The organism is Shewanella canadensis, from assembly GCF_003966225.1.
GTDB lineage: Bacteria > Pseudomonadota > Gammaproteobacteria > Enterobacterales > Shewanellaceae > Shewanella > Shewanella canadensis.
Window position 1 is genome coordinate 87829 of sequence record NZ_RXNU01000006.1, and the last position, 26480, is coordinate 114308.

Below are 26480 nucleotides of genomic sequence, written 5' to 3' on the forward strand. Positions count from 1 at the left end.
GGAACGAGGATAGTGGGCTGCGAGTATAACTCAGAGTCTTGAATAGCGTGTCATCTGAATTGGAGTAGCAAGCTGACTTTCCTTTTACTGGCTTGAGGGGGACTGCCTGAGAAGTCCCCTTATGATGCTATTTAGCCTGAACTCGGGTTAACGAATTCAGGTTACTTAATACTTTTTTCCAGTGCGCGATAGTCATCGATGATCTGCGCCAACATATCAGTATCCTCACCAGCACTTTTTTGCATGCGTTGATAATGCAATATTGTTTTATGCAGGTATTGTTTGTCCGCATCCTGAGACAGGTTCCACATGATAGAACCGACGTTTACGATGGCTTGCTCGCAGTCAGTAGACAGATGCATTATTTCATAGAAACGTTTGTTCTCCTGAATGAGACATTCATTGACCAGACCTAACTTCAGTTGACCTAATTGCTGCCTGAGTTTGTAATTGTGATGAACCGGGCAGAGGATAAACTCAAAATGTTTGCTTGGGTAGTTAGTCATAATTGAGCCGATTAACTCGATAAGCAACTCACCTCCGACCCCTGCAATGATGATTAGATGTGACTCACAATCGTCAAAATCAGCGATAGGCAGATGTGCCACATCTATGCAGTGAACTTGCCAATGACTCGTCTGCATTTCATCAGGCGAGGAAGTGTCATCGCTTAATTGGTCTGAGGGGAAAAAGCGGGTGAGTTTTTTTTCGAGATCGATCATCAGTTCATCGACGACATCAACGAAGTGAATGGTGCCGGCAGCGCCTCTTTGAAGGAGTCTGGCCCCAAGCAGCCCATGATCACAACAACAATCCCAAATATGGTCATAGTGATTGTTTATCATCTTGTCTATTTGACTCAATCGCTGGCTGATTTTCACGGCGTCCTCCTGTTATACCAATCTCATTTAATCCGTATTCAATGACCTGAATCGGTCACTTTCTTATACAGATTGGTATTATTTCACAATAGGCTATTGTACCGCTTTTCTCCATTATAACTTTTGAGAATGTTAGGTATTGAGAATGTTAGGTATTGAGAAAGTTGATATCGAGCTTACATTATCTTGATGATGTCGACGATACTCACAGCGCTCCCTTCACTGAGATCTTTTTGAGTTTTAACGTCTGTTATTTTTACCTCATCGCTGCCGAAATAAGCCTTTACATCATCAGAGGATGGCATTCTGACATCTTGGGTGTTCTCAGCTTTAGTTGTTGTTATCGTTCCGGTTTCTTGTAGCGCTGAGTGGCTTTTAGAGCCGACTAAATTGATGGCGGTGGACAGTAAAATGATGATAGCTATCAGCAGTTTCATATTTATTGGTATGTTTTGTTGGCTGTGAGTAAGTAAGATGATGAATGGCTTTTCTTTCAGAGTCATTTGAATGAGTCCTAATGATCCATAGAGAAGGGGGCAGAGATTAAGTGGAAGAGATAAGGGGGACTCAGAGATTCAGCGTTTATTTATGAAGTGGAGTTGAGAGGGAAGTGGACTGCTGATTTAATAACTTGCCTGGATAAAGATAAATGCGATTGCCGAGACTCTGTAGAGTCATGATTATCTATTCAGGCAAGATCAAATCAGGAACCATTATCATGAACGCTTAAAGTAGTAGCTCTATCTCTAGCTCGATGTCTGTACAGTGCTTCTTGCAGAACACCCCGTATTTTTTCTCTGCCCCATTTTCTGTCGGCACTATCAGCTTCAAGGGTTGTTTGCAGGTTTCACAAAGTACGGTATTGCCTTTAAACAGACGCTTAATTAAGTTCTTCTGTTCATTGAAAGACTTAGCCGTTGTCTTATTGATGTTTGAAAAATCGATTTTTTGAGTCTCAGTAGTCATAAGTTGATCTTATATTTTTAGATATTGATAGAAGTATATCCTTAGCTTGGGGTTGGATGAAACGGATTTTAATGAAATTCAGTGATAGCCGGACTTTTTTGTACCGCCTCCGTTAGCTAATGTTCGAGAATTTGAGTTTTAAGACCCATACTTAAGTTGTATTTTGGTATCTGGAGCGAATAACTCTGATAATCTAATATACAATTTCAATAAATTTAATGAGTTATATTAATAGGTATTAGCCTAGGGAGGAAAAATGCTACGAGCCGCTTGTGCCTTACTCTGTTTTTCCTGCCTGATGATCCAAGCCGGAGAACTTAAGGTTACAGAACTTAAGGCTGCAGGGTCTGAGGTTCAAGGGCTTGAGATTGCAGAGCTTGAGGTTATTGCCATGGATTATGCGCCATTTACCTCTGAAACCTCTGATGACAATGGTCTGGCATTTAAGTTGTTGAGTGATGCCTTGTCACAGAGTGCAACCTTGGTGAAACCTCAGTTTTTGTCGGCCGCACGGGCACATCGAATGGTTCAGGAGGGGAAGTGGTGTGCCAGCTTTTACCCCCCGCAAAGCCCGGTCGATGATCACCGCCTTATCGGGTTGGCGGATGAACCGATAAAGTTGGGTTTATATCGACGCCGGGAAGCGACGCCATTTGTCTGGAACAGCCTAACCGAATTAGCGGGTAAGCGAGTGGCCTATTTCAGGGCGTTAGAGCGTGATGGCCTTGGCTTTGAGATGATACAGGCCGGTATGGATATTTTTAGTGTCGAAACCACCCGACAAGGTCTTCAACTTCTCGCTAAGGGGAGGGTGGATTATGCTTTCGGTGACCAAACTTCAGGCCCTGCCTTAATGAAGCAATTGGGGCTTAATCCCGATGATTACCAATTTTCTGAAACGGTTTTCAGAGCGCTCCCCGTAGGGATCTGGTTAAACCTCTCTTGTCCGCAAGCTTTAACTGCATTTCACTACCTGGATAGCCATGGGTACCTACAGATCGATATAGATAATCTATAGATAAGTCATAGGTAAGTTACATAGGTATCATGCCAATTGAGACACCGCAGTCCTGTTTTCGTCACGCCTCTATTCTTCATTCACCTCTTAACAAACTTGTCGTTCGTGGCTGAAATATTTAAAATACCCGCTTCGAATGCGATATCGCTACGGTTTGGCGCTAAAGCTTCACAATCCCTTAATAAAAATAGTTAACAGAAGAGCTGCATATTATGTCAAAAGATGAAAATACCGATAAGAATAGTGGCTCATCGATTGATGACGCACCAGTTGAAGTTCAGTTGGCTGTCGACCTTATCTATCTTTTTGAGAGTAATGAGATAGACCCCCAAGTTGCGCTGTCAGCATTGGAGATGGTTAAGTCAGATCTGATGGCTAAACTCTCGAAATAAATGCTCCAAGTGAGTGGTTCAAGTAACTTGTCCAAGTCAGTGGTTCAAATAAACTCGCTTCCTTACTCTTCAGGCCTATTTCTTAAAAACATCCGATGGCGATTCTATGGCCACCACTTTGATGAAAGTTTTAGCAGGCAAGGACGGTCTCTTATCACATGAAGGGGCTAGCTCTTTTCGGCGCTCCGCTCACTATCTGTAAGAGACAGTATCAGAGACAGCCGAATAGCTTGAGGAGTGAATATGTGCAGCACGCCTAAAACGAATTTGACCGCTAAAATGCCCAAGACGCCATTTCGAAGTTTTATGGCGAGCATGACGCTTACCCAACGTAAACGTTTTGCAGAGGTTGCGAATCGAGCCGAAGAGCGTCGTGAAATTAGAGAGCATTATCGTCAGCGAGCCAATCAGAAAGTCCAATCCCTTAACCAGTCACGACCTTCGCCAAGCCTGCTAGAACGGGTGAAATTACTTTGTGAGCAGATGATTAAACTGATGTGATCTCGTTTCAGCATCCTTGATAAAGTAGTGGATGCTCGATATCTGTAACATCATCTATTTTCCCGAAGATTGTCCTGACCGTCCAAACGGCTTTGTTAGAACGGCCATCTCCTCCCCCTTAAACTGGTAAGTGCCCAACTTTAACGAGGATTATTGTCTCCTCTTTCACAAAAGGGTGATGCTCACTCAAATGTGGGCTACGTATCCAGGTGTGTGTCGGGTACTTTCCGTGTTCATCTTCAAATTGTCCTGACAGCACCAATATCTCCTCGCCACCAAAATGTCTGTGGGGCTGAAAAACCTCATTGGCTGGCCATTTGACTAATGCCGTATGTTGCTCCTCAAAATCATGCAACGACATGACCTTAAGTCCACCAATTCCGGCTTGCCATGGCTGGGCACGGGTATCGATACGCACTCGCTCTGTATCGTTAACATCAAATTGATTGAGTTTGACGAATAAGGTGCAGCCAGCCGTGCTGAAAGGACGATGAGAGCTGCCAGGTGGATTACGGATATAGGTGCCTTGGGGGTAATCACCATCTTCATCGGAAAAGGTGCCTGCTAAGACAAATATCTCCTCACCCATTGGGTGGCTATGAGCACTGAAATGCGAACCCGCCTGATAACGAACTATGCTGGTGGCATGGCCACTCTCCAGATCCTCCCTCGCCAGAGGCTTGCGGGTGACACCTTCGAGCGGGCTGGGAAGCCAATCTATGGTGTTTGAGTCGAGAACGACTCTTTTAGATAAATCCATATTAAGATGCTGCATATGTCACCTGTGTTGTATCTTATGTTACTCGAAGCTCGAAGGCTTATATAGGCTTAATTACGTCCGGCCATCACACCACCATCGATATCCCATATTGCACCAGTCACCCAATCACTGTCACTGGAAAGTAGAAAACTGATACTGTTGGCAATATCAGTCGGTGTACCGATACGACCAATAGGATGGAAGCTATTAAAGCCTGCCAGAGCTTCATCCATCTGTGCCGGGTCGATAAAAGTTCGGTAAATTGGGGTCTTAACGACGGCAGGTGACACGGCGTTTACCCGGATATTAAAATCTGCCAACTCCATAGCCATATGCTGAGTCAAAGTATGTAACCCGGCTTTTGCCATTGAGTATGCCGAGGAGGGGGTCGCTTTAATGGCTTGTTTAGCCCACATGGAGCCTATGTTTACCACATTGCCACCACCATTTTTTATCATGTTTTTAGCCACTGCTTGAGAGATCATAAAGGTAGCCCTATTGAGCCCCATATAGATATCATAATCACTTTCATTATGCTCAACGAAAGGTTTTGGGTTGAAATACCCGGCGGCATTGACCAGGTAGCCTATGTTAGTCGTTGGTTGTTCGATAAAGTCTGTGATGCGTTGCACATGGCTTGCTTGGGACAGATCGGCCTGAATACCAGATGCTTTATCTTGGCCGGTATTTATGCTCTTCTTTAAGGCGTTGAGCTCAGAGAGTGCCCTATCGAGTTTCGTTGCATTATTGCCGACGATGACGACTTCAATACCTGCCTCGATGAGTTGTTTTGCCGTCTCGAAGCCCATGCCGCTGGTGCCGCCTATGATGAGTGCCACACCTGTTTGAGTAAATTTCATAACTGATATGTCCTGTTTCTATTCGCTAACCTCATGGTTGAGTCAGCCTAAAATTGATGATGGGCTAGCGGATGAAGCCAGCTCGTTAAGTGTGGTAATCTTAGGCCTCTCCCCCAGGTGAAAAAAGTAAGCACAAATTGGTTCGCTAGGTACTTTTTGGTACATCTTTATGACTTTAAAAGAGAAAGAAATTTCAAATATGCAGGAAAGAGTAGTAGGCCCGAGTGAAAGTACCCGCATGGTCGAAACCATAGTCGGCTGTAAATGGTCGCTGACCGTATATCAATTATTGGATCAAGATATCAATCGACCCGGCGAGATGGTGCGCAGTGTCGAAGGTTTAACGACTAAGGTGCTTAATCAATGCCTGAAGCGCAATGTCGAATTTGGCATCTTAGAAAAAATCAGTTACCCGGAGATCCCGCCGCGAGTTGAGTACCGTGTTACTCCGTTTGGTGAGAAATTCATGCTTATTCTCGACAGTTTGAGTCAACTTCAGCGAGAAATTGACGGGAATACCTAGTTTGGGGTTGATAGCCCAGCCGTTCTGGTTAATTCATAGGTTTCACCAAGGCCAATGGCACATGTTTGTCACCGCCATTGTGATCGCATTTACTTGGGCTTATGACTTTCCTCTCCCACTCCTATCTGGATACAGCCTCCTGCTTAGTGCGGAAAAGAGGCTGCTGATAACAGGTATTTTATTATCGGGATAAACCTTCATTAGGGAAGGGGATTCCGTTAAACTAGCAAAAATTACATTTTTGTTACAAATCTACTATTTATTTCTATGGGTAAAAGAGCCGGGTTGAGGATATGGACTGCAAGCAAACCATTGCACAGCTAAAGGAAGAGATAGCACTGTTACAAAGTGAGAACCTTAAACTTCGAGTCGAAAAAGATAGCGTAGAAGAGAAGCTGTCTGCGGCGCTCGATGGCACAGGTTTATGTCTGTGGCAGCAATATATTCCTACCGGTGAACTCACTATTTTTAACCGGGAATGGGGGGATCTGTTAGGTTTTACTGAGCAGGAGCTTGCCGCTACTATTGATAGCTGGAAAGGCAACCTGCACCCGGAGGATAGAGATTGGGTGATTGCCGCTTTTGACGACCACGTTCAAGGCAAGTCAGATACCTACCAAGCCGTACACCGCATGATCCATAAAGATGGCAGCGTGAGTTGGGTGTCAGACAGGGGAAGAATTATCGAATATGGTCCTAAAGGTGAGCCGCTTAGGATCATGGGAACCCATATTGATATCACCCAAGAGAAGCGTTATGAGTTGAGCCTGGCACAATTAGCACATGGCGATCCATTAACCCACCTGTTAAACCGAAAGGCACTCGAGAAAGCCTTTTGCGAAAACAGACTCGCTGAAGAAACTATCGGTGGTGCGATGTTCTTTATCGATCTCGATGGGTTCAAAGCCATCAACGACAGGCATGGTCATCGATTCGGTGACCTTCTGTTGATCCATGTGGCAGATTCACTACGCTCCATAGTGGGGGAGGACGCAAAACTTGCGCGTATGGGAGGCGATGAGTTTGTCATACTGCATCCGAGCTGTGATGTGGAACGACTTGCTAATGTGGCGCAAAAGCTTCTGGAGCGATATCACTTACCCATAAAATTGGACGGGAAGTTAGTTTCAATTGGTCTGAGTATTGGGATCAGCCTATTTAAACCAGATGATGAGTTTATCACTGTGTGCGAGTATGCAGATAAAGCCATGTATGAGGTTAAGCGTCAGGGAAAGCATAACTATGGCTTCTGGCAAGAAGCGTTAATCTGTGCGAGTCGATAACAAGAGTCATTTAAGCGATATATAATCGATTGTTATTTTGACTGTTATCGTTATTCAATATTCAGGCTGACAGCATTGCAATAAACTTTATAAGCCTGAGATTGTTCTCCCCGAAGCGACTCTTTATTTAGAGGGCTTTGATTCGATGGCTCTTGATTCAACTGCTCTTTGTTCAGGAAGAAGTACAGCGGCTCAAGTTCCACACGATATTGACCGGGAATTAATCGAAAAGCCTCGCTTAACTCAAGTTCAATTCCAACCTCTTCACCCGTTTCGATCACCAAATAATCTTCATCATGGGGTTGGCCACGTTTAGCAAGTGCCCCCTCGTAGATGACAGACATTCCTACCAAAATCACGCGGATAAATTCACTGAACCATGGCATTCTTCTGTATGAAGAGCGTTGAGAGAAAAGAGCCGAACCCGCTAGCATTAGCTCAACTAAAAGCGACTGAGTCGCACTGTTGTCGTAGAACCCTGGAACCAGGGACGGTGCTTAACCGACCTGGTAATAGAGGCGCGACGAAAGTGAGATCTGCTTTATTTTATTAGTTTAATCTGGCTAGTTTAGCGTGAGTCGCTGATCTTGGGCTTGGTCATCATATTGCCAAATTTGATATTTAGGTGCCGTGCCATCGTAGAACCAAAGTACGGCTATCAATTGCCCATTATGGTTGGCAATTTTGAGATCTGTATCAAGCTTGCCATTCACGGTCGGCCCCCGGTACTGACAAGACTCGAAATTCACCCTGTAGTCGTTATTACTGCCACTGAATTCATCGCAAAGAGAAAAATAGGCGCGTTTTTGTGAGTCGATATCTATGGCTATTGTAAGTTCGAAAGTGGCTTGCATAGCATTGTCGGCATCGACTATCAGATCATCCAGTGAGGTTGGATCCGGTATCGGTTCAGGATCCGGTGTTGTGGTCTCAGGTGGTGTCGTAGTCGTGGGTGTCGTTGTATCAGTCGTTGGCGTGACGCTGGTCGGTGCACTAGTGGTTCCGGCTCCATCATCACCGCCTCCGCCGCAACCCGAGAGTAAAGTCGAGATAATGGTGATGACCAAAATCGGTGATATGAAAATGGTTCGGCATAATTTGGTTATGCTGTGTCTGATTATGCTTTGTTTCATTGCGAATGTCATAAGCTGCTCCTTATTCCTGTCTCGTCTAATCCTGGAAAATCAGTGATAGATTTGCATTGAGGTACCAGTTGGGGTTGGTGTTTCCCGTTTTATCTGCAGCAAAGTTAAGAAATTCCGAGTAGGTCATATCTAACCTCTCTCTTTCGAGAGGGTGTTGCCAACTCGTTGGGATCTCGATAGCCCAACTCATGCCATTCTCATTGAGGAAATATTGGCCCGCATCGGGGTCGGATCTATCCTCTCTCGATCCGAAATAAGCGGTAGCAAATTTATCGGTCGGGGCCCTGTTTTTCAGGTGGATCTCGAGCTTACGTCCCGGCAGTTCTCCAACCACGTTCTTGGCCGCTAAGCCGTGGTCGGTGTCGGGAGTTGCAAAGATGAAGGGGTCATAGGGAAAGTCCGGCATCTGTGATTGGGCAATAGTGGTTTCGAAGGGGACTCGCATCTTCCAGGTGGTTCGATAGCTGGTGCCACAACCAGATTCGGTTCTCAGGTAGTTACACCCGGTCGATAAACTGATGTGATCCCACAAGTCTTGGGTAAAGATAAATACGGCATTGGTTTGTCCCGACTCTAATGGAGAGCCAGCCTGAGCGACATCATCTATGCTCCATTCGATGGAGTTTTCTTTAACCTTGCCCATAGCAACATCGGGTAGTTGTATCGCAAACCCGTTATGGTAGGCGGCGCCCATTGCGGCAAGCTGAGCTTCGAACTCGACCCTTATTATCTGGTTACTCTTGATATACTCGATCAATCTCAGGTGAAAGATGACGTCGTTCATATCGTAATCTTCCTGATCGGGGTAGAGATCTTCATAGGCAACCGAGGTGTAGCTTGAAGATGATGGGTAGTAATTAATCGTGACCCCGGTTTCGGTTATGGTGATCTGATGATCTTCCACCTCACCGTCACCGACACCGCCAGTCGGACCGATATCCGCCAAACTGCTGAAGCGAAATCGTGCCCAGGATTGGCCGGCTTTTCCCCAGGTTGGCACATCTAAACTCACGCTGTTACTGCCAGAAGAAAGTGCATGGCCGATAATTGCCTGTTCATCACTGTCGAAACTGCCGTTTTGATTCCAATCGAACCAGGCATTGAGGTAACCACCAGTACCTGTAGCGGTCGCTAATATTACAGCCGATTCTCCCAGCTCGAAGCCAGTCGGAAAGCTGATACCATCCTCATCATCTATGCCATCACTGCTGTCATCAGAAAGCGGCAATGGGTAACCATTAGCCTCATTATCGACGAGTGAGCCCAGGTAAAAGTCGTCGATAATCGAGTGTCTGGCACCGTTTGATGCCATATAGGTGCCGTATGAGTCTGGGGCATCACCGAAGTCAACATTATCCCCGACGGGGACCTCGGCCAAGGCGCAGCGGGCGCCATCATTACTCGATGATGAGGGGCCATAAGCAAATATATCTGCACTGGGGTTCGCTTCCTCGACATTGAGGCGATAGATCTTTCCGTCACTGTTATTGCTGAGGTAAAGGGTTCCGTCAGGATCGAAGAACTGGGCACCGAAGGTAAAATTTGAACCCGATGAGGTGACCACAACACCTAAGTTATTAGCCGAACCATCTGAGGGATCTATCTGCAGTAAGCTACCAGTGGCCCCATTGGTCACTGCATAGATGTATCCATTACTGGGATGGAAGGCAAAGTCAGTTATCTTATAGGTGGCATTACCGGTGCTTCCGGCAACCAATGACATTGAATAGTTATTAGGGTCATCGAGAGGGATTTTAAATAAGCCTTTGTTTTTTTTATACCCGTACCAAACATTTTCATCGATGGCGACATCACCCACGAAGAAGTTACCTGCAGCGGCGGCCGAGGTATCCTTAGTGACGTTTAACGGCTCGATAATGTAATCATCGCCAGTCTTACCTAAGGTACTGCTTTCGTAATCCCAGCCATAAATGTAGTTATCATGATAATTATATCCGACACCGTTATAGGCTTTAATGCGATTCATGTCGTTTGAAAGTATGACATAGCTTCCTGTCGCCAGCTCCACGCCATAAGAGATAGGCACTGAAGAGGGCGTTTGTATGATAAATGCTTGAGTTGGACAGTTAGAAAACTCTGCCGCCCATGACGTTCCCTGGCTGAGCAATAAACACGTGGTGATAACCGAGCAGTATGCTGTTTTCATTGGGCGTCCCTATATCCATCTTCTCTGTGTAGAGGGTTAAATGCAGGGGATATGCCATAAATTAAAAGTGTAAATTATCAGGTTGTTATATTTAGTTTGTTGTTGGTTTGTTGAAAGGAGGTGCAAACTGCGAATCAAGTTGCAATTGGAAGGAGGGCAGGAAAATAGGGTTAAAAAGCGGTGAAATTTGTAGGGTGAGAAACTTATACCGATTGGTATTATTCAGCATTGAGCTCAACGGTTCTCGATTGTGCTCAATGCTGAGTGGGCCTTTAAGACCGACTTTTTATACGAATAGGTATTACTTAATTGGCGATGTAACTACACCATTCACTGAGTTCACGCGGATCGCCATAGGCTTTCATCCAGCGAATAAAGCTTTGTGGGCAACGAGTACTGAGATTTAACTGGCACCAGGCATCGAGCGCTGCCTGTGTATTATACCCTTCATAGTAGGCATCGAATGCCTTATCTGAGTGTCGCCAGAATTTATGATCGATTCTGCCACGTTCAGCCAAAAATGGATGGTCGCCCTTAGGTTGAACTTGCTTACGAACGTGATTACTCAGATCATTTAATATACGCTGTAGAACATCGGCGCCAATCTCATTCATCGCCAGCTCGTCGATCTTGTCGATGTCGGCACCCACCAATAGATTGATACGTTCAATTAAGTAGTCGGTATTGAGTGAGATAGCCAATTCGTAAGCGAAAAGGTCTAACTTTGCGAGGATCCGGTCTCTGTACTCCTCTTTAGAGAACAGCTTATCTTTAATTGCCTTGTTGTAATCTCTGACACCTGGATGCTTACTGATAAGCTCCTTCTGCAGTAGTGGGTATTCACTTAATTGCTCTTTAGGGAGTAACGACAACAGATTAACCAGCTCAGAAGTATTGACCATTAAGCTGCCAAGTTCTGCCTTAGCTTTAGGTGATAATTTTGTTGTCATCTTAGTCTCATAGCGCTTCAAAAAGTAACTTCAATATTACCTGTTTATGACTTCACTGCATACCGCTAAGCACTTGAATGAGGGGTTTATCACTAGAAATCACTAATAGGAATATTGTTTTATAGTGAAGCGCTGCTTGGCATAGTGTGGCCCATGAAGTCTGTAGCGTAATAGAAATTACATCGCTATTTAAACAAGCGTTACCAAGTTTCTTTTCAGGAGATTTTAGATGAAGAGCATTGCATCCATACTATTATTGGCGCTTCCCTTAGCCTTAGGTTATCAGGCACAAGCGGTGGAATTTAAGCCTGTCGATAACGCATTTGTCCAGCAATCGGCAGCTTTTGGCGTCACTCAGGATAACTGGGACCATGGAGCTCACGCTGCAGCGACATTTCCTAATGCGTATCGGTTTACCCCTCATATGGAGATCTCACTGCCTGTCGATGTTAAGCCTCGTGAATGGCCAAAGCGCCCTCAAGCACTGTTGCAGTTGACAGCTGCTGATCTCGACGGCGAGCACAGCTTAGAAGTGCTGCTCAGAGACCGATTGAAAAATCACTCTATGGTGGTGCTTAACAAAGGGGTCTTAGTGCATCAGCACTTCTGGAATGGTTATGGCGCTGAGCAGACACATCTGCAGATGTCAGTGACTAAGTCTTTTACATCCCTATTGGCTTCTATTGCCGTAGCGCAGGGCAAGCTGGATATGGACAGAGCCATTATTCATTACCTGCCCGAGCTGAAAGGAACGGGTTTTGAGGATGCGACGGTGCAAGAGCTTGCCGATATGCGTTCAGGCATAGGTGTTAAGTTCAGCGAAGGAAAGCTGTGGGACGACCGCATGACTGAAGCCCAAGATTGGAACGGCGACAGTAAATATCCGGATATGCGCGGTGTGATGGATTATGCCAAGACTCTGGATAACCACAGGCCGATAGGCAAGGTGTATGATTACCTGGATGTGAATACTGAGCTTTTAGGTAAAGTCGTCGAGAAGGTACAGGGCCAACCGTTATCAGAACTGCTTGAGTCGCAAATCTGGAGCAAGATTGGGGCGCAGCAGCCTGCCAGGTGGATGAGTAACCGTAATGCTGAAGTGGTGGCATCGGGAGGGTTGAATATGACAACCCGAGATCTCGCTAAAGTGGGTGAGATCATCGCCAATAAAGGGGTTAATCAACAGGGCGAACGAGTCATCCCTGCCGAGTTTATCGATGCGCTCTTTCAAGGTGACGATAAAGTTCGTTTTGCCTGGCAGCAGGGCAAGGAGTCGGCGCTTGCGACAGGTTGGTATAAGGATCAATTCAGGGTACTCGATATTAAAGGACATAAGTTTATCGCCATGGTCGGAATTCATGGTCAGATCTTGGTGATAGAGCCTAAAAGCCAAACGGTTATTGCGATGAACTCAGGTTTCGGTGATATGGAGCCACCACGGATGGCCATCTTAATTTTTCAGCAGATTATTCCTGCGATTTTGGATAAGCTGGCACTGGATAAAGTTTAGTAAAAGTTTATGGACTCTCTGAAGCCACGGATGGCCCCCCTTTCTTAAAATCGTTCTCTTATGATTGATACTTCCTACTTCCTACTTCCTACTTCCTACTTCCTACTTCCTACTTCCTACTTCCTACTTCCTACTTCCTACTTCCTACTTCCTACTTCCAACTTCCAACTTCCTACTTTTATGGCTTCTATTACCCCCGTATTACTAACCCTCTTAATGATGCTTAATCAAGCTTAATCCTTAGAATATTAACTAAAGCAGAGTGCTGGAAAGTTAATTATCTCAATGCCTTTTAGCCTTCGTAGCCCACTCAGTTAACCATTTCAGTATCTATGATTTTGAGGATTTATTATGAAGAAAACACTTATCTCTATCGCGCTGGTTATCGGTTTTTCTGGTGCGGCTTTTGCCGGCGACAAGCAGCCGGATCCTTCAGACTTAACCGCCGTTAACTCATTTGCTTATGGCACCATAGACAATGAAGGCAAGCTTAACGGCATGTTAGGCATTGCCGGAGCCTATTCTGAAGGGAATAACTACATCGGCCTGGTTGAGCATGCTGTCGCTACCAAGAACAATGAGTTTGGCAAGAAAGCACAGAACTCGCGTCTTCGCTATTTTCAAGTATTAGATACCGGCAGCTCAGTGCTTCCACAGGCTGGATTCTCTGTCGACTACATGAAAGGTTGGAAGAGTGACGATAAGGATGTCAGCACAGATATCGTTGCCCTGGGGGCCATTGCAAAAGTGACCACGCCCTGGGAAGCATTATCTATCTTTCCTAACGTGGCTTATGTAAAGGGAGAGGCTGAGCATCAGCATGGTAAATTCGATTTAACGGGTTATCAGGTGAACCTTTTTGGCTCTATCGCCATAGGCGACATGGGCAAATATCTTGTTATTCAACCAGAGTTTATGCATCTCGATGGTGAGCCAAGTAGCAATGGTAAGGGCGAAAAAGTGTCTGCCGATATATTCAAGGTCAAAACTGGTTTCGGTATGCCAATAAGCGCAGATGGTAAATGGTGGACCGAGGTGAGCCATACCTATACCCGAACCGATGCCGAAATGAATATTATAGGAACGCCTATGAGTGAAATAGATAACGACAATAAGTTTGAAGTTGGAGTTTCCTATTACTTCTAGGGATGTGGGGGAAATAACTTAAGTTCGATATTCATGTTTGTTCTAAATTAAGTTGATGTGTCTAGTACTAAAATAGGTTGACGGTTTTTATTAAGCCAGTTGGTATTTCCGACTGGCTTTTTTTATGCATTTTATTTAGCTTTCCTTCTATATCACTAAGATTTTGCCTGCTGAATAACCTAGTTACATAAAAAAATGTCTCGGGAATAACTCTATTTTGACAGTTTTGTTTGTTCAGTAACCGTCCGTTAAAAACAGTCACCATTTAGTAACACTAAAGCGGCAATTTTCCTTTTTTGTATCTCTAAGACTTATCAAATTTCTTAATGATGTTTGGTAAATCGGCCCTCTATATCATGAACTCATCTTAACGAAGAGAGGGAAAGCCTTCTCTGTTAAATCTTTTTAACCCTTAGTCGTTCACTGGTGACCCGCTATTGCAGCTTGGCTCACAAAGGTGAACAACCTGGCATGAAGCCAACACATTCAGAGAACCAGAGAGAATTATGATGAAAAAAGTATTATTAGCGTGCGCCTTAACTTCAATGCTTGCCCTATCCGCTTCGGCAAGTGCGAGTGAATTTACAATCAACCCTATGGTTGGTGTTTCAAACAGTAAGGCCATGGGAACCAAGGCTGCCATCGGTTTGGAAGCGGGGTACAGTGACTTCGTTTTTGGTTATACCTACAGCGGTGCCGAGAAAGGTCAGAATATGAATACCAGCTTTGAAACAGACGTCATGTCTGGTGCCCCTGATGTCGAGATGATTCAAGTCAGTGGCAGTGAAAGAAATGATTATAAGGCTCACACTCTATATCTTGGCTATCAGTTTTCTGTGGGTGCAGGGCAGTTGGCAGTTAAGGCCGGCGCCGAGTTTTCGAAGCTAAAAGCAGTGGGCCAATATGAATTTAATAATGCGACTCCTGGACAAGAAGCGGTAGATATCGCAGAACTAAGCTTAAACACCGCTAGCAGCACCGTGATTAAGCCTATGATTGGTGTCGGATACTATATGGATAACGGCCTGAACTTCAACTTGCATTATACCTTCCACAGCGGCGATCGTGATATGAAAGGAACGGGCTCGATACTCGACGCCAGAGGTACCGATGCCGGAGCCGTATCTTACTCAATCGACGACAAAGACTTCAGCACTGTGATGTTTACTGTCGGTTACCGTTTCTAAGTCCTGATTTAGATGAAAAGCGATAAATGATAAGCCATAAACGATAAACCTTATCGCTAAGCGTCCACTCGGGCGCTTTGTTATATCTACAGGCCGATAAGTGAGAGCTTATCTGTCTGATATCGAAGATTATCTGGAGTTATTTCATGAAAAATATGAACCCTGGTTTGTTTAGCAAGATCTCATTTGAGAATATGATTAATGGCGTCTTTATCGGTGTCGGTCTGGGTATTATTTTCTTAGCCCTTGCAGCATGTTCCATTCATGAAGAGGCCGCTATGGTAAACATGAGTAACCCGGCTTCCGACTACTGCCTTGCATTGGGTGGAGAGCTGGAGATTGTCACTGGTCCCGATGGACAACAAGGTGTTTGCACGCTTCCCACTGGTGAAGTCATTGAAGAGTGGGAATTGTATCGTCGAGAACATCAAGATAAATAACATCTTCTCTTATTTAATCTGGCTACTTATAGATCTATAGCGGTTGTTTTTAATGCCTCAGAGGGAAAATTTAATGCATGCATCAAGTGTTACTTTAAAAGCAGATTCAGGTTTTACCTTAGTCGAACTCGTAATCGTGATTGTCATTCTGGGTATTTTGTCAGTGATTGCGGCGCCCAAGTTTATCAATTTAAAAAGTGATGCCCACCGTTCGGTATTAAATGGTGTAAGAGGGGCTATCTCAAGCGGAAACCAGCTGGTTTACTCTAAAGCTGTGCTACAGGGAAAAGAGCGGCAAGCTGTGGCCGACGTTCAACTGGGAGGAAGCTTAGGCAGCGCCGTATTGACCTATGGTCATATCCCTTCCTCTTTGCCGGTGTCACAAAAAGCCAGCACAAAGAACATTGATAGTGCCGCCGTATATGAAAGTATCACTCAGGTTTTAGCATTAGATGCTGAACATCTCAAGGATGAGTCCTCTGTCGCTACTCGCCAGTGGGGTATTTATATCCACGGCAATGATAATTTTGTCAATTTTGTGCCCAAAGGTTTATCAGTCAACTCAGAATGCTTTTTGCAATACTCGGGCATAAATGGGCTGGAAGATAAGGTTAGAGTCGAATTAATGGATTCGGGTTGCTAAGAGTATGATGCTGAGTCGTATCTGAAAACTGACTTCTTTCGTCATCCCATTATCCCGGCATCAAGTGGCGAGGAACCAGATATCCGGGATATAGCTGGACTTAAGCCCCTTAGATTCCGTATAAGTTTGTCCCTCACTTTATGGAATGACAAACTTATCAAAATTTGTGCGACTTACTATTAGTCGTTGCCTTTTTCCTGTATTTGTTCGAGTCGTCATCTCCCTTGTCTCTGTTTTATTTCCGCTTTTCGTGAATTATCTCACCAGCTCTACTAAGCTAAATTCAACCTTGTTTTGCATTCAGTACGTTATCGGAGCAGTCAATAGTGATAGTTAAAAGGTGAATATGGACGATAAGCCGAATGAAATAGATAGCCCTGCTAAAAGTAAGTACGGCTCTTTGAGTCTCAGTTTGATTCTATGGTTTCTGATGCTCTCATTAATCCCATTGGTTGGAGTTTCCTGGTTTAGTTATGAGCAAGCGAAACAGAGCCTGGTCAATGAGTTGCAAAAGGAGCTGACTCAGTCCTCCTTATTGAGCACAAAAGCCATTCAGAACTGGTTTCAGTATCGAATGGTCGACCTTAATGTTGAAGCCGCTTCTCCCAATAACTCCCTCTTACTGCAGTCACTTATTGCGGGGCTGGAGAGGAGTAAATTGGAGGGCGATGAGTATGTTCGAACTTCTGAGTGGGAGCAGATAGTCGACACCTATCAGCATGAGCTTCTGGCGAAGGCTCATCAGTATGATTATATCAGCGATCTGTATTTGCTCGATACGCAGGGAAATATCCTCTTTACCGTGACCAAAGAGGAGGATCTGGGTCAGAATATTTTTAGTGAACAATTCAGAGATTCGCTGTTTTCGACCGGTGTTCGTTTAGCGCTTGATACCGGCGATGCTAATTTTTCCGGATTAGAGCGCTATGAAGCGTCATCTGAGTCTATTGCGGGTTTCATCAGTGTACTCCTGTTTGATGAGTTTGGAGAGCCCATCGGGGTTTTCGCTATCCAGTTAAAGTTTGAGAAGATATTGAATCTATTAGGTTCTACTATCGGAGGGCATAGTTCGTTATCACACTACCTGATAGCTGAAGATGGCACATTAAGAACGCCCATAAAAGATAATTGGAATGAAGTGCTTGTGAGAAAAATTGATACTTTTCAATTTAACTCCTGGCGTGACAAATATCAATTGCGCAACAGCGATAGCAGGAATGCTGGTGTGGTTGAGCCAAGTATTAGAGAGTCGGCCTCAGAGTATATAGGTCCTAATGGCCAGAAAGTCATTGGCATTCATCAGGAGGTGAAACTGGCTAATGTGACCTGGCTACTCATTAGCGAGTTAGAGCGGGATGAAGCGTTATCGGCAATAAACTGGTTAGGCAAGATAACCATGTTTTTAGTCATGCTAACCGCTTTAGTAGTGATCATATCGGCTATCTATATCACTCGAAAAATCACATATCCGATTAAGGTGTTAGCGGCGGCGAGCCTGAAGATGGCCTCCGGGAAGGAGGTGGGTGAAATAACCATCGAGAGTCATAATGAGATAGGCCAACTGACCGATGCATTTAACTCTATGCTGGTTTCAAGAAAGGCTCATGAGCAGGCCCTATACAAGGCAAATGAACAAACTCAATCGGCAATAGATAGCTTAGAGGGGCAAAAATTTGCACTCGATCAGCATTCAATCGTCGCCGTGACAGACCTTAAGGGCACGATCACCTATGTTAATCGGCTTTTTTCTGAGATCAGTGGATATGCCCCCGAAGAGCTTCTGGGTAAAAATCACAGAATACTCAACTCGGGTCATCACCCCCGGGGCTTTTTTAAACAGATGTACGAGGTGATCACTAAGGGAGAGGTATGGAACGCCGAGATCTGTAATAGAGCCAAAGATGGCACCTTGTATTGGGTCGATACGACGGTTGTTCCGCTTAAAGATGCTGATGGTAATCCCCATAGTTATATTGCCATTCGCACCGATATCACCGAACGAATGAACGCATCGATAAAGACCAATGAAGCACTCTCTTTGATGCATTCGGTACTGGAATCTACCGATAACGGCATCCTGGTGACCAGCATTCAAGGCAAGATACTGCAGGTCAATAATCGTTTCATGGAACTCTGGAAGATAACAGATGATAACTTGATTGGAAGCGATGACTCTGTGCTCGCCCATCACGCAAAATCTCAACTTGTCGATCCAAAAACCTTTATACAAGGTATTGAGCGGCTCTACACAGAGCCTGAGCTTGAGTTATTCGATACTTTAGAATTTAAAGATGGCAGGGTATTTGAGCGAGTTTCACTTCCTATGATCTCCGAAGGTGGGGTCCTTGGTCGGGTTTGGAGTTTTCGGGATGTTACCGAGAGTATGAATATTCAAAATGAGCTGATGTTGGCTAAAGAGGGAGCCGAGCAGGCGGTCAAAGCCAAGAGTGAGTTTTTGGCCAGCATGAGTCATGAGATACGCACCCCGATGAATGGCGTGCTGGGTATGCTGGGCTTGTTACTCAATACTAAATTGTCGGATTTTCAGCGCCGAAGAGTGAGTATCGCCCAATCGAGTGCTGAATCTTTACTGACTCTTATCAACGATATTCTCGACTATTCTAAAATTGATGCCGGTAAGCTTGAGCTCGAAAATTTAGATTTTAATTTACGCGGTATGCTGGGAGAGTTTGCCGAAGGTATGGCGCATCTGGCACAGGATAAAAATCTTGAGCTCATACTAGACGTCAAAGGGGTCGAGCACTCTATAGTCAATGGCGACCCCGGGCGTCTTCGACAAGCATTAACTAACCTTACGGGTAATGCGATTAAGTTTACCAAGCAGGGGGAGGTGGTCATTAAGGCCGAGCTTACTCCCTGTGATGATGAGACATTATGGCGTTTCAAATGTTCGGTTTCAGATACCGGCATTGGTATCGCAGAGGATAAAATGGACTCATTGTTTGACTCTTTCAGTCAGGTGGATGCTTCAACGACCCGAAAGTACGGCGGAACCGGGTTAGGGCTCGCCATCGTCGATAAAGTCTGCCACCTGATGGGAGGATCTGTATCGGTAGAGAGTGAAGAGGGGCAGGGGAGTTGTTTCAGCTTCGAGGTGAGTTTAGGGCGAAGTGAACATTCACACTTGGTTGTGCCTAAGGTCGATATTACCGCCTTAAAGTTACTGGTCGTCGATGATAATGAAACCAATAGAGAGGTGATTCGTGGTCAGCTGGAATATTGGGGAGCCGATGTAGTCGAAGCTAAGAGTGGCCCCGAGGCCATTCAAATCTGTGAAGAGTATTTTGAAGATCCGGATAAGCAACAATTCGATGTGGCATTTTTAGATATGCAGATGGCCGATATGGACGGGGCCGAGCTGGGAAAGAGGCTAAAAGCAGACAGAAGATTTGAACCGATTAAACTGGTAATGATGACCTCTATGTCACAAATTGGTGATGCAAACTTCTTCGCCGAACTCGGTTTTAGTGCCTATTTCCCTAAGCCCACAACGACATCCGATCTATTTGATGCTTTATCGATTGTTTCTGAAGGAGGCAAAGTCCTTCAAGAGGCAAAGCCATTGGTGACTCATCATTACCTACAGTCATTGAGCCATGTTGAGGAGGGGAAGGAGTTTCGCTGGCCCGAAGATTCCCACATTCTTTTAGTCGAAGATAATTACGTCAACCAGCTGGTTGCCAAGGGGATTTTAGAAGATTTAGGTTTGCCTGCAGAGATTGCAGATAATGGCGTGTTGGCATTGGAACAGTTGCGGCAAGGTGGCAGCAAGCCATACTCACTGATATTGATGGACTGTCAAATGCCTGAGCTCGATGGCTACGAGACCACCAGGCAGATCAGAGCCGGAAATGCGGGTGAACAATATCTTGATATTCCTATTGTGGCGATGACGGCAAACGCCATGATGGGAGATAAAGAGAAGTGTTTAGATGCCGGGATGAGTGACTATCTTTCTAAACCTATAGATTCAGACAAACTGCGTATAAAACTATATCAATGGCTTACCGTTAATCATGGTGAGCAAGGAGGAAAAGAAGCGGATCTGTTTTCTCCTCCTGTTGAATCAAAGCCTAATGAACAAGACGCTCAAGTGGGTGAATGCCAGACCTGGGATAGAGAGGGCTTAATGAAGCGAGCCATGGGGAAGGAGTCACTCTTTAATTCAATCGTGACCCTTTTTATGGAGGATATCCCCACTCGGGTAGATTCACTCTTGCTTGCAGCAGAATGTGAAAATATCGAGCAGCTCAGGCAATCGGCGCATACGGTTAAGGGCGTTGCGGCTAATATAGGGGCAGAAATGCTACGGAAAGAGGCCGAAACGATTGAGTCAGCAGCGAAAATTTTCGATATCGATTCGATTAAGAAAAATATACCTGCTTTTAGTTTGGCCTATAGTGAATTGAAAGCTTGTATCGAAGACTTTCAAAGTAACAATGTCCCGCAACTTCAGCAACAGAAATGCATTAGTGAGGATGAGTTAAATCTGATGCTGGAGGATATTGGCAACCTTCTCGAGGATGGCAGTTATATCGATGTGGATGATTTTTCCAGTCTAAAGTGGGCGAGCGAAAATACAACCATGCAGGAACGGTGTAACCAGCTACTGAATCAACTGGCCGATTTTGAGCATGCCGAAGCCACAACTACATTAAGACTGCTAACTAAAGCGCTAACTGAAAGTCACTCGATACTCAACAAGGACCTGGTTAATGAATGACTTACCAACTATTTTGATCGTTGATGATACACGGACCAATATTCAACTCTTGGCTGGATGTTTAAAAAAAGACTATCGGCTAAAAATTGCAATGAATGGGCAGCGATGTCTCGAACTCGCACGCACTGCGCCCTTGCCTGATCTCATTTTATTGGATGTGGTTATGCCAGAAATGGATGGTTATGAAGTATGTCGGAAGCTTAAGGCTAATCCACATACTCAGCATGTGCCTATCATCTTCGTGACTGGGAGAGATAGTGATGATGAGGAGGAGTATGGCTTACAACTCGGAGCAGTAGACTACATCACTAAGCCCATTCGTCCCGCTATCGTTACCGCCCGGGTAAGTACTCAGATCATGTTGAAACAAAAGAGTGATGAATTGCGCAATATGGCGCTGCACGATCAACTTACCCAGCTTTATAACCGACACTTCCTGATCGAAGCTGCCAATCAAAAAGTGGCGGAATCTATCCGCCACAGCAATCCATTGTCGATATTGATGATAGATATCGATCATTTCAAGCTGGTCAACGATCAGTTCGGCCATCAGGCCGGGGATAGTGTGCTGCAGGCCGTTGCTAAAGTTTTAGCCGAGAGTAATCGCAAAGAGGATGTGGTAGCACGTTTCGGTGGGGAGGAGTTTGTTGCCTTGTTTGAGCATTGCTCAATAGAAAGTGCCGAGGAAAAGGCTGAGATGTTAAGGGGGAAAATTGAACGATTAATGCCGGCAGGGATCCCTGTCACCGCCAGTTTTGGTGTGGCAGAGCTTAGGCCTAATGAAGAGAGTTTCGAACAACTATTGGCGCGCGCCGATGAAGCCGTTTATCGCGCGAAAGAGTTGGGAAGAAATAGAGTCGTACCGGCCACGATTCAGTTAAGTTGTGATGAAAACTATTAGCAAAAAATTATTCGTAAAAATTATTAGTAGAAAATCATTCAGGGCGTTTCACTCAGTACCGCCATTTTATGTGGCTGAATGAGTTAAAGCGGCTAAGTTAAGCATTTACCGGAGAGTCAGAGATGAAGCAAGGTTCTAATATATTAATCGTTGATGATACTGCTATTAGTCGTTTAATACTCAGGGGGATGCTTGAGGATAAGTATCGTGTTACCGAAGCCGATAGCGGTGAAACTTGCCTGACCATGATAAAGCAGTCCATTCCGGATCTGTTACTGCTGGATGTCGATATGCCGGGCTTAACCGGTTATGAGGTGTGTGTTGCACTGAGAAAAGAATCAGTCACTGCAAAATTACCCATTATTTTCGTATCAGCCCTCGATACCGTTGAGGAAAGGCTGGCAGGCTTTGAAGCTGGAGCCAATGATTATATTGTTAAACCCGCCGATCCGGAAGTGCTTAATGAAAAAGTCGATGCCTGCCTCGAGCGGTATTTAGAGGTGTTTAATGCCGAGCAGTCGGCATTCGAAGCAACAGAGATAGCCATGGAGGCCATGACTGTCAGCAGTGAATTAGGCCAGATAGTTAAATTTATTAAGGATGTACAATCCATTGAGCATCCCCATGAGGTGGGTCTTGCCATCATAAGCATTCTCAGGAACTTTGGGATGCATTCTGTGGCGAGAGTTGACACCGGCTCCGTTGTTTTTGTGGACTGCGGCGAAAACAGTATGGAAGCACAAGTGCTTTCTCGGTTTGTTGTTCATAGTGAACGAATATTGAGTGTGGGGATCCGTACCGTTATCAGAGCGCCGCATATCGTCTTGCTTATCAAGGATATGCCTTTAGATGATGAGAAACGATGCGGAAGGTTCAGGGATCATATTGCTGTATTAATGGATATCGCAGGTGCTCATCTGGCCACCTTAAAAACACGTGAGGAGATGGTTGAGCAAAGACAGCTCATTTTTACTCAGGTTATTGCCGTTGCCGAGAAGCAATTGGAGTTAACGACCGAGCGACTGATTGAACATGACAGGCATTCTCAAGGGATCATGCATAGTATGGTCAATCAATTAGAGGGGATGCTTTTTGGGCTCGGGCTGGAGGATGATCAGGAGAAACAACTTATGGCTCTTGCAGATCAGACATCGTTAAAGATAGAAGAGACTCAGGGTGAAACACAGCTGGTGAGCAAAGAGTTAGGCACGATACTCGAAAGCTTATATGATTTTTTCAATACTCTTAACGATAACACTCACCGTGACGATGTTTATGATAGCGGTTATGAAGGATCTGCGCGTAATGAGCGTTCTCCCTTTGAGGTAAACTCGGCTGATATGAGGTCATGACTTTCTTATTGTTGCCTCAGTTTAGAACCTGTCTTTTTGAGGGGGGGGGATTTAATTAAGTAGATATTGGGATTAAGCATGTCTCATGGTGCTGATGCTCACAGGTATTAGTACTTGTTCACAACTGCCAGCTGATGATCAATGAGCCATAACCATGCCATTCATCGGTATCGCTCTGGTACTCTTTGGTGTAAGCATTAAAACTCCATGCAAGAGACCAGCTTGGATGGGACCAGATAATGCCGGTGGTGACACCAGCCTGATTGTTTTCAAGCTCAACATGGGAGTCGTAGGAAAGGCTGCCATCTATGGTCAGATCATTGAATCGATAACCTAGGTAAGCCCGGGTGAAGAATATCCAGTTACTGGACTTAGCGGTGGCTGAGATATTTCCGAATTGACCAGTATGCTGGCTTAAGCGACCAAATGAGTCTGATAAATTAGTTCCCCATCTGAAGGTTAACCCTAGATCCGTTTCGCTGCGAAAATTCCCGGCTTGTGAATGACTAAAGCCGCTCAGCTCCCATTGGGTTTCACCTATAAATGCATTATTGAATGCATCTCTCCGCAAAATGAGCGCATCTACCTCATAGGCAATTTGAACTGTAAATTGATTTTCAATCTGGTGTTGCCAGCCATTTGGTGTCGATGATCCCGTCAGCTTATGGACCACCTCCTGTAGCTGCTCGGTACCGGAAGCAGGTCCTAAAATACCCAATGATAACCAGTTTTTCTGGGCCCAGTTTTTTCCGTAAGTTGCGGTATGACTTTCAAATGCTAAGTAGCCGGCATAGGGTCGATCGTAGGGTTGAGGAGTCTCAATCTCGATTTCACCGGGTGTCCACATCTGCTGTGTGAGTTTCACTCCCCATGCTTGTTCTGCATCGTTCTGCTTGAAGCTAAACAAACTTTGCCAACGTATAGGGGAGGTTGTGTCATCCAGGTTTTGCACCGGAGCACTCTCCCAACCAAGCATTAAGCCGTTGGTATAGTTACCGTCATCACTGAAGACGAAGTCATTATCTACCTGCAGATACCATTGCCCTGCACTTACCCAAGGAGAGATGAGTAACAGAAAAGAGGTACTGATAAAGCGTTTTGAAACCTGATAGTTCATATTCAGCTCCAATAAACGACAGTAAGTGATAAAAGTATGCTCTTGAGCATAAACAGATCCCTGGCAACTCTTCAAGGGAATAGATGTGACGCTTTGTATAACTTTATCAAGATGGAGCGCGAGCCAAGACCAGTATAGACTATCGACTTAGTGGATCACTTGTTTGGATACCGCTTCGAATCCGTTTAATGAAAAGCTTTGATCATAAAATTGCACCCGAGCAGCACCTTGCATTATACCAATGAGTTTCATGCTGGCTTTCCCATTAACCTCTGCGAAAGAGACGCCCTGATTGCATCCAATTAATGCAGGAAATGACAGAAGCTGTAATGCTTTATTGACTTCGAGTTCGACATCTATGCTGGTGGGGATGGGCTTAAACAGCGCATCTTGGCCGCCACAATAAGCCAGATCGTCAAGGTGGGTAAAAACCACTACCGCTTTGCCCGCACCAGTGTCGACAAGTTTCATCTTCTGGTATCCGTGGCTTGAGACGATAGCGGCTTGAGCTTGAGAATGCTGTAGGGTCCAAAGCTCACGATTGAACTCATCCGCGAAACTGGCACCAGAGCCTAGTAAAATACAGACGCCAACAATTATCTTTCTCATGACTCTCCCCCTAAAACTCGATGTTTTCTCATCAAGGCTAGTCGATACGCCCTTAACTCACGCTGAATAAAGCACCGTTCTGTATCGACTTAGTGATGATATTTTTCCACTTCCATTTGTCTAATACTGTTTAATATAATATGAATCGCGCGCAATTGAGTTGCGCGCAACTTGTCGGCGTGGTATAAATTACGTTAATTCAGTTGCGCACAATCTTTATCGGTGATGTTTATCGGAAGTTTAGGTAATGTGCCCCTTTTACTAAATACGGAGTTAAACAATGAAAGCACTATATAGCACTCAAGCAACGGCTAGCGCAGGACGTAATGGCAATGTCGCAACAGATGATGGCAAGTTATCCTTAGCATTAAGCTATCCTAAAGAGATGGGAGGCTCGGGAGAGGCGACCAACCCGGAACAACTTTTTGCCGCAGGTTATAGCGCCTGTTTTTCAAATGCCCTGTTGCATGTTGCCCGTGAAGGTAAGTTGGCCTTAACGCAAGCGCCGGTAACTGCAACCGTGGGTATTGGAGTCAGAGAAGAGGGCGGGTTTGGATTATCCGTTGCCCTGACCGTAGAGCTGGAGTTGCCTCAAGAACAAGCCGTAGCTTTGGTGAGGAAAGCGCACCTTGTCTGCCCATATTCAAATGCGGTTCGTAACAATATCGATGTGGCGCTAACGGTAAACGGCGAGAGCATCTAACTTTAGCGATGCTCTGAATATATGAGTTAGGGTATTAATATTAAGGGCTAATTCATACAGGCCGTTGAGAGAGAACGAAGATGAATCAAAAATTTGTGACTGTGGGGCGGGTAATGCTGGCACTTTATTTCTTACTGCCCGGTATTATGAAATTTGTCAGTTGGGATATGCATATCACCTTAATGGAAGCCCATGGGATGATCATGATCCCTCAACTGCTGGCTGCGGCGGCAATCTTCGAGATCACTGCCGCCATTGCCCTGTTGATGAACCGTTATACCGCGCTGGTATCGATACTGCTTGCACTGCTTGTGGTGGTGATAAATGTCAGCTTGCATGATTTTTGGAACTTCACAGGAATCGAAGCCGCCCATGAGATGCAAAACTTCATTAAAAACCTTGGGATCCTGGCAGGGCTGCTTGTGTTAGCCGGTCACTCTGGAGAAAAATCCAAAGATAAAAACTAATCTTAAGGCTGTGGGCTTATCCGGCCTTGAATAATGGAGAGTATAACTGAGCTTATTCAGCCTCTGAAAAATAGCATTGAGATTTAGATGAAAACGGCTAACTCAAATCGGTTAGCTTTTTTCAGTATTAGACATAGACTGGGATCATCGGCGATTAGAAGACGAGAGATAGATCTGTCTTTACCTTTCTCGTCATCCATTTAGCTTGAACTCTG

The 26480-nt window shown here is 45.0% G+C and carries 26 protein-coding genes; 15 read left to right on the top strand and 11 right to left on the bottom strand.

Annotation, left to right across the window (positions count from 1 at the left end):
- Window positions 1–161 precede the first annotated feature (161 nt).
- From EKG38_RS12840 to EKG38_RS12850, 3 genes are all read right to left on the bottom strand, one after another.
- Window positions 162–881 (bottom strand): tRNA (adenine(22)-N(1))-methyltransferase TrmK, encoded by a 720-nt coding sequence (locus tag EKG38_RS12840; RefSeq protein ID WP_126520647.1) that lies wholly within the window; start codon window positions 879–881, stop codon window positions 162–164.
- Between the two features lie 176 nt (window positions 882–1057).
- Window positions 1058–1384, bottom strand: a complete 327-nt coding sequence (locus EKG38_RS12845) for a hypothetical protein (RefSeq protein ID WP_126520648.1) — start codon at window positions 1382–1384, stop codon at window positions 1058–1060.
- A 223-nt stretch (window positions 1385–1607) separates the two neighbouring features.
- Complete coding sequence (locus tag EKG38_RS12850; RefSeq protein WP_126520649.1) at window positions 1608–1847, bottom strand: hypothetical protein; 240 nt, start codon at window positions 1845–1847, stop codon at window positions 1608–1610.
- 256 nt (window positions 1848–2103) lie between these two features.
- Between EKG38_RS12850 and EKG38_RS12855 the strand changes: the two genes are divergently transcribed.
- The 3 genes from EKG38_RS12855 to EKG38_RS12865 all read left to right on the top strand — a co-directional run bounded on the left by EKG38_RS12855 (window position 2104) and on the right by EKG38_RS12865 (window position 3758).
- Window positions 2104–2865, top strand: a complete 762-nt coding sequence (locus EKG38_RS12855) for a transporter substrate-binding domain-containing protein (protein WP_126520650.1) — start codon at window positions 2104–2106, stop codon at window positions 2863–2865.
- A 212-nt stretch (window positions 2866–3077) separates the two neighbouring features.
- Window positions 3078–3257 (top strand): pleiotropic regulatory protein RsmS, encoded by a 180-nt coding sequence (rsmS, locus tag EKG38_RS12860; RefSeq protein ID WP_126520651.1) that lies wholly within the window; start codon window positions 3078–3080, stop codon window positions 3255–3257.
- Between the two features lie 243 nt (window positions 3258–3500).
- The gene (locus EKG38_RS12865) at window positions 3501–3758 is read left to right on the top strand and encodes a hypothetical protein (protein WP_126520652.1); all 258 of its coding nucleotides are present in this window, start codon (window positions 3501–3503) and stop codon (window positions 3756–3758) included.
- Between the two features lie 118 nt (window positions 3759–3876).
- Here EKG38_RS12865 and EKG38_RS12870 read toward each other — a convergent pair whose 3' ends face one another.
- Together EKG38_RS12870 and EKG38_RS12875 are read right to left on the bottom strand one after the other, a co-directional pair.
- Window positions 3877–4533, bottom strand: coding sequence for a cupin domain-containing protein (locus tag EKG38_RS12870; protein ID WP_126520653.1), 657 nt, complete (start codon window positions 4531–4533; stop codon window positions 3877–3879).
- Between the two features lie 53 nt (window positions 4534–4586).
- The gene (locus EKG38_RS12875) at window positions 4587–5378 is read right to left on the bottom strand and encodes an SDR family NAD(P)-dependent oxidoreductase (protein ID WP_126520654.1); all 792 of its coding nucleotides are present in this window, start codon (window positions 5376–5378) and stop codon (window positions 4587–4589) included.
- 199 nt (window positions 5379–5577) lie between these two features.
- Here EKG38_RS12875 and EKG38_RS12880 point away from each other — a divergent pair, with 199 nt between their 5' ends.
- Window positions 5578–5901, top strand: coding sequence for a winged helix-turn-helix transcriptional regulator (locus tag EKG38_RS12880; RefSeq protein ID WP_126520655.1), 324 nt, complete (start codon window positions 5578–5580; stop codon window positions 5899–5901).
- A 293-nt stretch (window positions 5902–6194) separates the two neighbouring features.
- Window positions 6195–7184, top strand: a complete 990-nt coding sequence (locus tag EKG38_RS12885; protein ID WP_126520656.1) for a sensor domain-containing diguanylate cyclase — start codon at window positions 6195–6197, stop codon at window positions 7182–7184.
- Window positions 7185–7234: 50 nt separating this feature from the next.
- On the opposite strand, the gene EKG38_RS12890 is transcribed toward EKG38_RS12885, so the two are convergent.
- The 4 genes from EKG38_RS12890 to EKG38_RS12905 all read right to left on the bottom strand — a co-directional run bounded on the left by EKG38_RS12890 (window position 7235) and on the right by EKG38_RS12905 (window position 11446).
- Complete coding sequence (locus EKG38_RS12890) at window positions 7235–7570, bottom strand: hypothetical protein (RefSeq protein ID WP_126520657.1); 336 nt, start codon at window positions 7568–7570, stop codon at window positions 7235–7237.
- Between the two features lie 177 nt (window positions 7571–7747).
- Window positions 7748–8329 carry a hypothetical protein gene (locus tag EKG38_RS12895; protein ID WP_126520658.1) on the bottom strand — a complete coding sequence of 194 codons (582 nt, stop codon included), beginning with the start codon at window positions 8327–8329 and terminating at the stop codon, window positions 7748–7750.
- Between the two features lie 25 nt (window positions 8330–8354).
- On the bottom strand, window positions 8355–10496 hold the full coding sequence (locus EKG38_RS12900; protein ID WP_126520659.1) for an LruC domain-containing protein: 2142 nt from the start codon (window positions 10494–10496) through the stop codon (window positions 8355–8357).
- Window positions 10497–10801: 305 nt separating this feature from the next.
- On the bottom strand, window positions 10802–11446 hold the full coding sequence (locus tag EKG38_RS12905; RefSeq protein ID WP_126520660.1) for a hypothetical protein: 645 nt from the start codon (window positions 11444–11446) through the stop codon (window positions 10802–10804).
- 229 nt (window positions 11447–11675) lie between these two features.
- Between EKG38_RS12905 and EKG38_RS12910 the strand changes: the two genes are divergently transcribed.
- The 8 genes from EKG38_RS12910 to EKG38_RS12945 all read left to right on the top strand — a co-directional run bounded on the left by EKG38_RS12910 (window position 11676) and on the right by EKG38_RS12945 (window position 23369).
- On the top strand, window positions 11676–12956 hold the full coding sequence (locus EKG38_RS12910; protein WP_126520661.1) for a serine hydrolase domain-containing protein: 1281 nt from the start codon (window positions 11676–11678) through the stop codon (window positions 12954–12956).
- Between the two features lie 351 nt (window positions 12957–13307).
- Complete coding sequence (locus EKG38_RS12915) at window positions 13308–14102, top strand: hypothetical protein (protein WP_126520662.1); 795 nt, start codon at window positions 13308–13310, stop codon at window positions 14100–14102.
- Window positions 14103–14608: 506 nt separating this feature from the next.
- Window positions 14609–15289 (top strand): hypothetical protein, encoded by a 681-nt coding sequence (locus EKG38_RS12920; RefSeq protein WP_246033158.1) that lies wholly within the window; start codon window positions 14609–14611, stop codon window positions 15287–15289.
- Window positions 15290–15435: 146 nt separating this feature from the next.
- Window positions 15436–15729 (top strand): putative hemolysin, encoded by a 294-nt coding sequence (locus EKG38_RS12925; protein WP_126520663.1) that lies wholly within the window; start codon window positions 15436–15438, stop codon window positions 15727–15729.
- 73 nt (window positions 15730–15802) lie between these two features.
- Window positions 15803–16372 carry a type II secretion system protein gene (locus tag EKG38_RS12930; RefSeq protein WP_126520664.1) on the top strand — a complete coding sequence of 190 codons (570 nt, stop codon included), beginning with the start codon at window positions 15803–15805 and terminating at the stop codon, window positions 16370–16372.
- A gap of 346 nt (window positions 16373–16718) precedes the next feature.
- Entirely contained in the window at window positions 16719–21116 is a 4398-nt protein-coding gene (locus tag EKG38_RS12935) for a response regulator (protein WP_126520665.1), read from the top strand.
- On the top strand, window positions 21109–22017 hold the full coding sequence (locus tag EKG38_RS12940) for a diguanylate cyclase (RefSeq protein WP_126520666.1): 909 nt from the start codon (window positions 21109–21111) through the stop codon (window positions 22015–22017). Before EKG38_RS12935 ends, EKG38_RS12940 begins: the two co-directional genes overlap by 8 nt.
- Window positions 22018–22139: 122 nt before the next feature.
- A complete protein-coding gene (locus EKG38_RS12945) occupies window positions 22140–23369 on the top strand; it encodes a response regulator (RefSeq protein ID WP_126520667.1) in 1230 nt (409 codons plus the stop codon).
- Window positions 23370–23487: 118 nt separating this feature from the next.
- Here the strand turns inward: EKG38_RS12945 and EKG38_RS12950 are convergent, their stop codons facing one another.
- Together EKG38_RS12950 and EKG38_RS12955 are read right to left on the bottom strand one after the other, a co-directional pair.
- Window positions 23488–24486 carry a lipid A deacylase LpxR family protein gene (locus EKG38_RS12950; RefSeq protein ID WP_126520668.1) on the bottom strand — a complete coding sequence of 333 codons (999 nt, stop codon included), beginning with the start codon at window positions 24484–24486 and terminating at the stop codon, window positions 23488–23490.
- 147 nt (window positions 24487–24633) lie between these two features.
- Window positions 24634–25095: a hypothetical protein gene (locus EKG38_RS12955; RefSeq protein WP_126520669.1), complete on the bottom strand. Its 462-nt coding sequence runs from the start codon at window positions 25093–25095 to the stop codon at window positions 24634–24636.
- Window positions 25096–25375: 280 nt separating this feature from the next.
- On the opposite strand from EKG38_RS12955, the gene ohr reads away from it, so the two are divergent.
- Window positions 25376–25798 (top strand): organic hydroperoxide reductase Ohr, encoded by a 423-nt coding sequence (gene ohr / locus EKG38_RS12960; RefSeq protein ID WP_126520670.1) that lies wholly within the window; start codon window positions 25376–25378, stop codon window positions 25796–25798.
- An 80-nt stretch (window positions 25799–25878) separates the two neighbouring features.
- Window positions 25879–26265 carry a DoxX family protein gene (locus EKG38_RS12965; RefSeq protein ID WP_126520671.1) on the top strand — a complete coding sequence of 129 codons (387 nt, stop codon included), beginning with the start codon at window positions 25879–25881 and terminating at the stop codon, window positions 26263–26265.
- The last annotated feature ends 215 nt before the right edge of the window (window positions 26266–26480 follow it).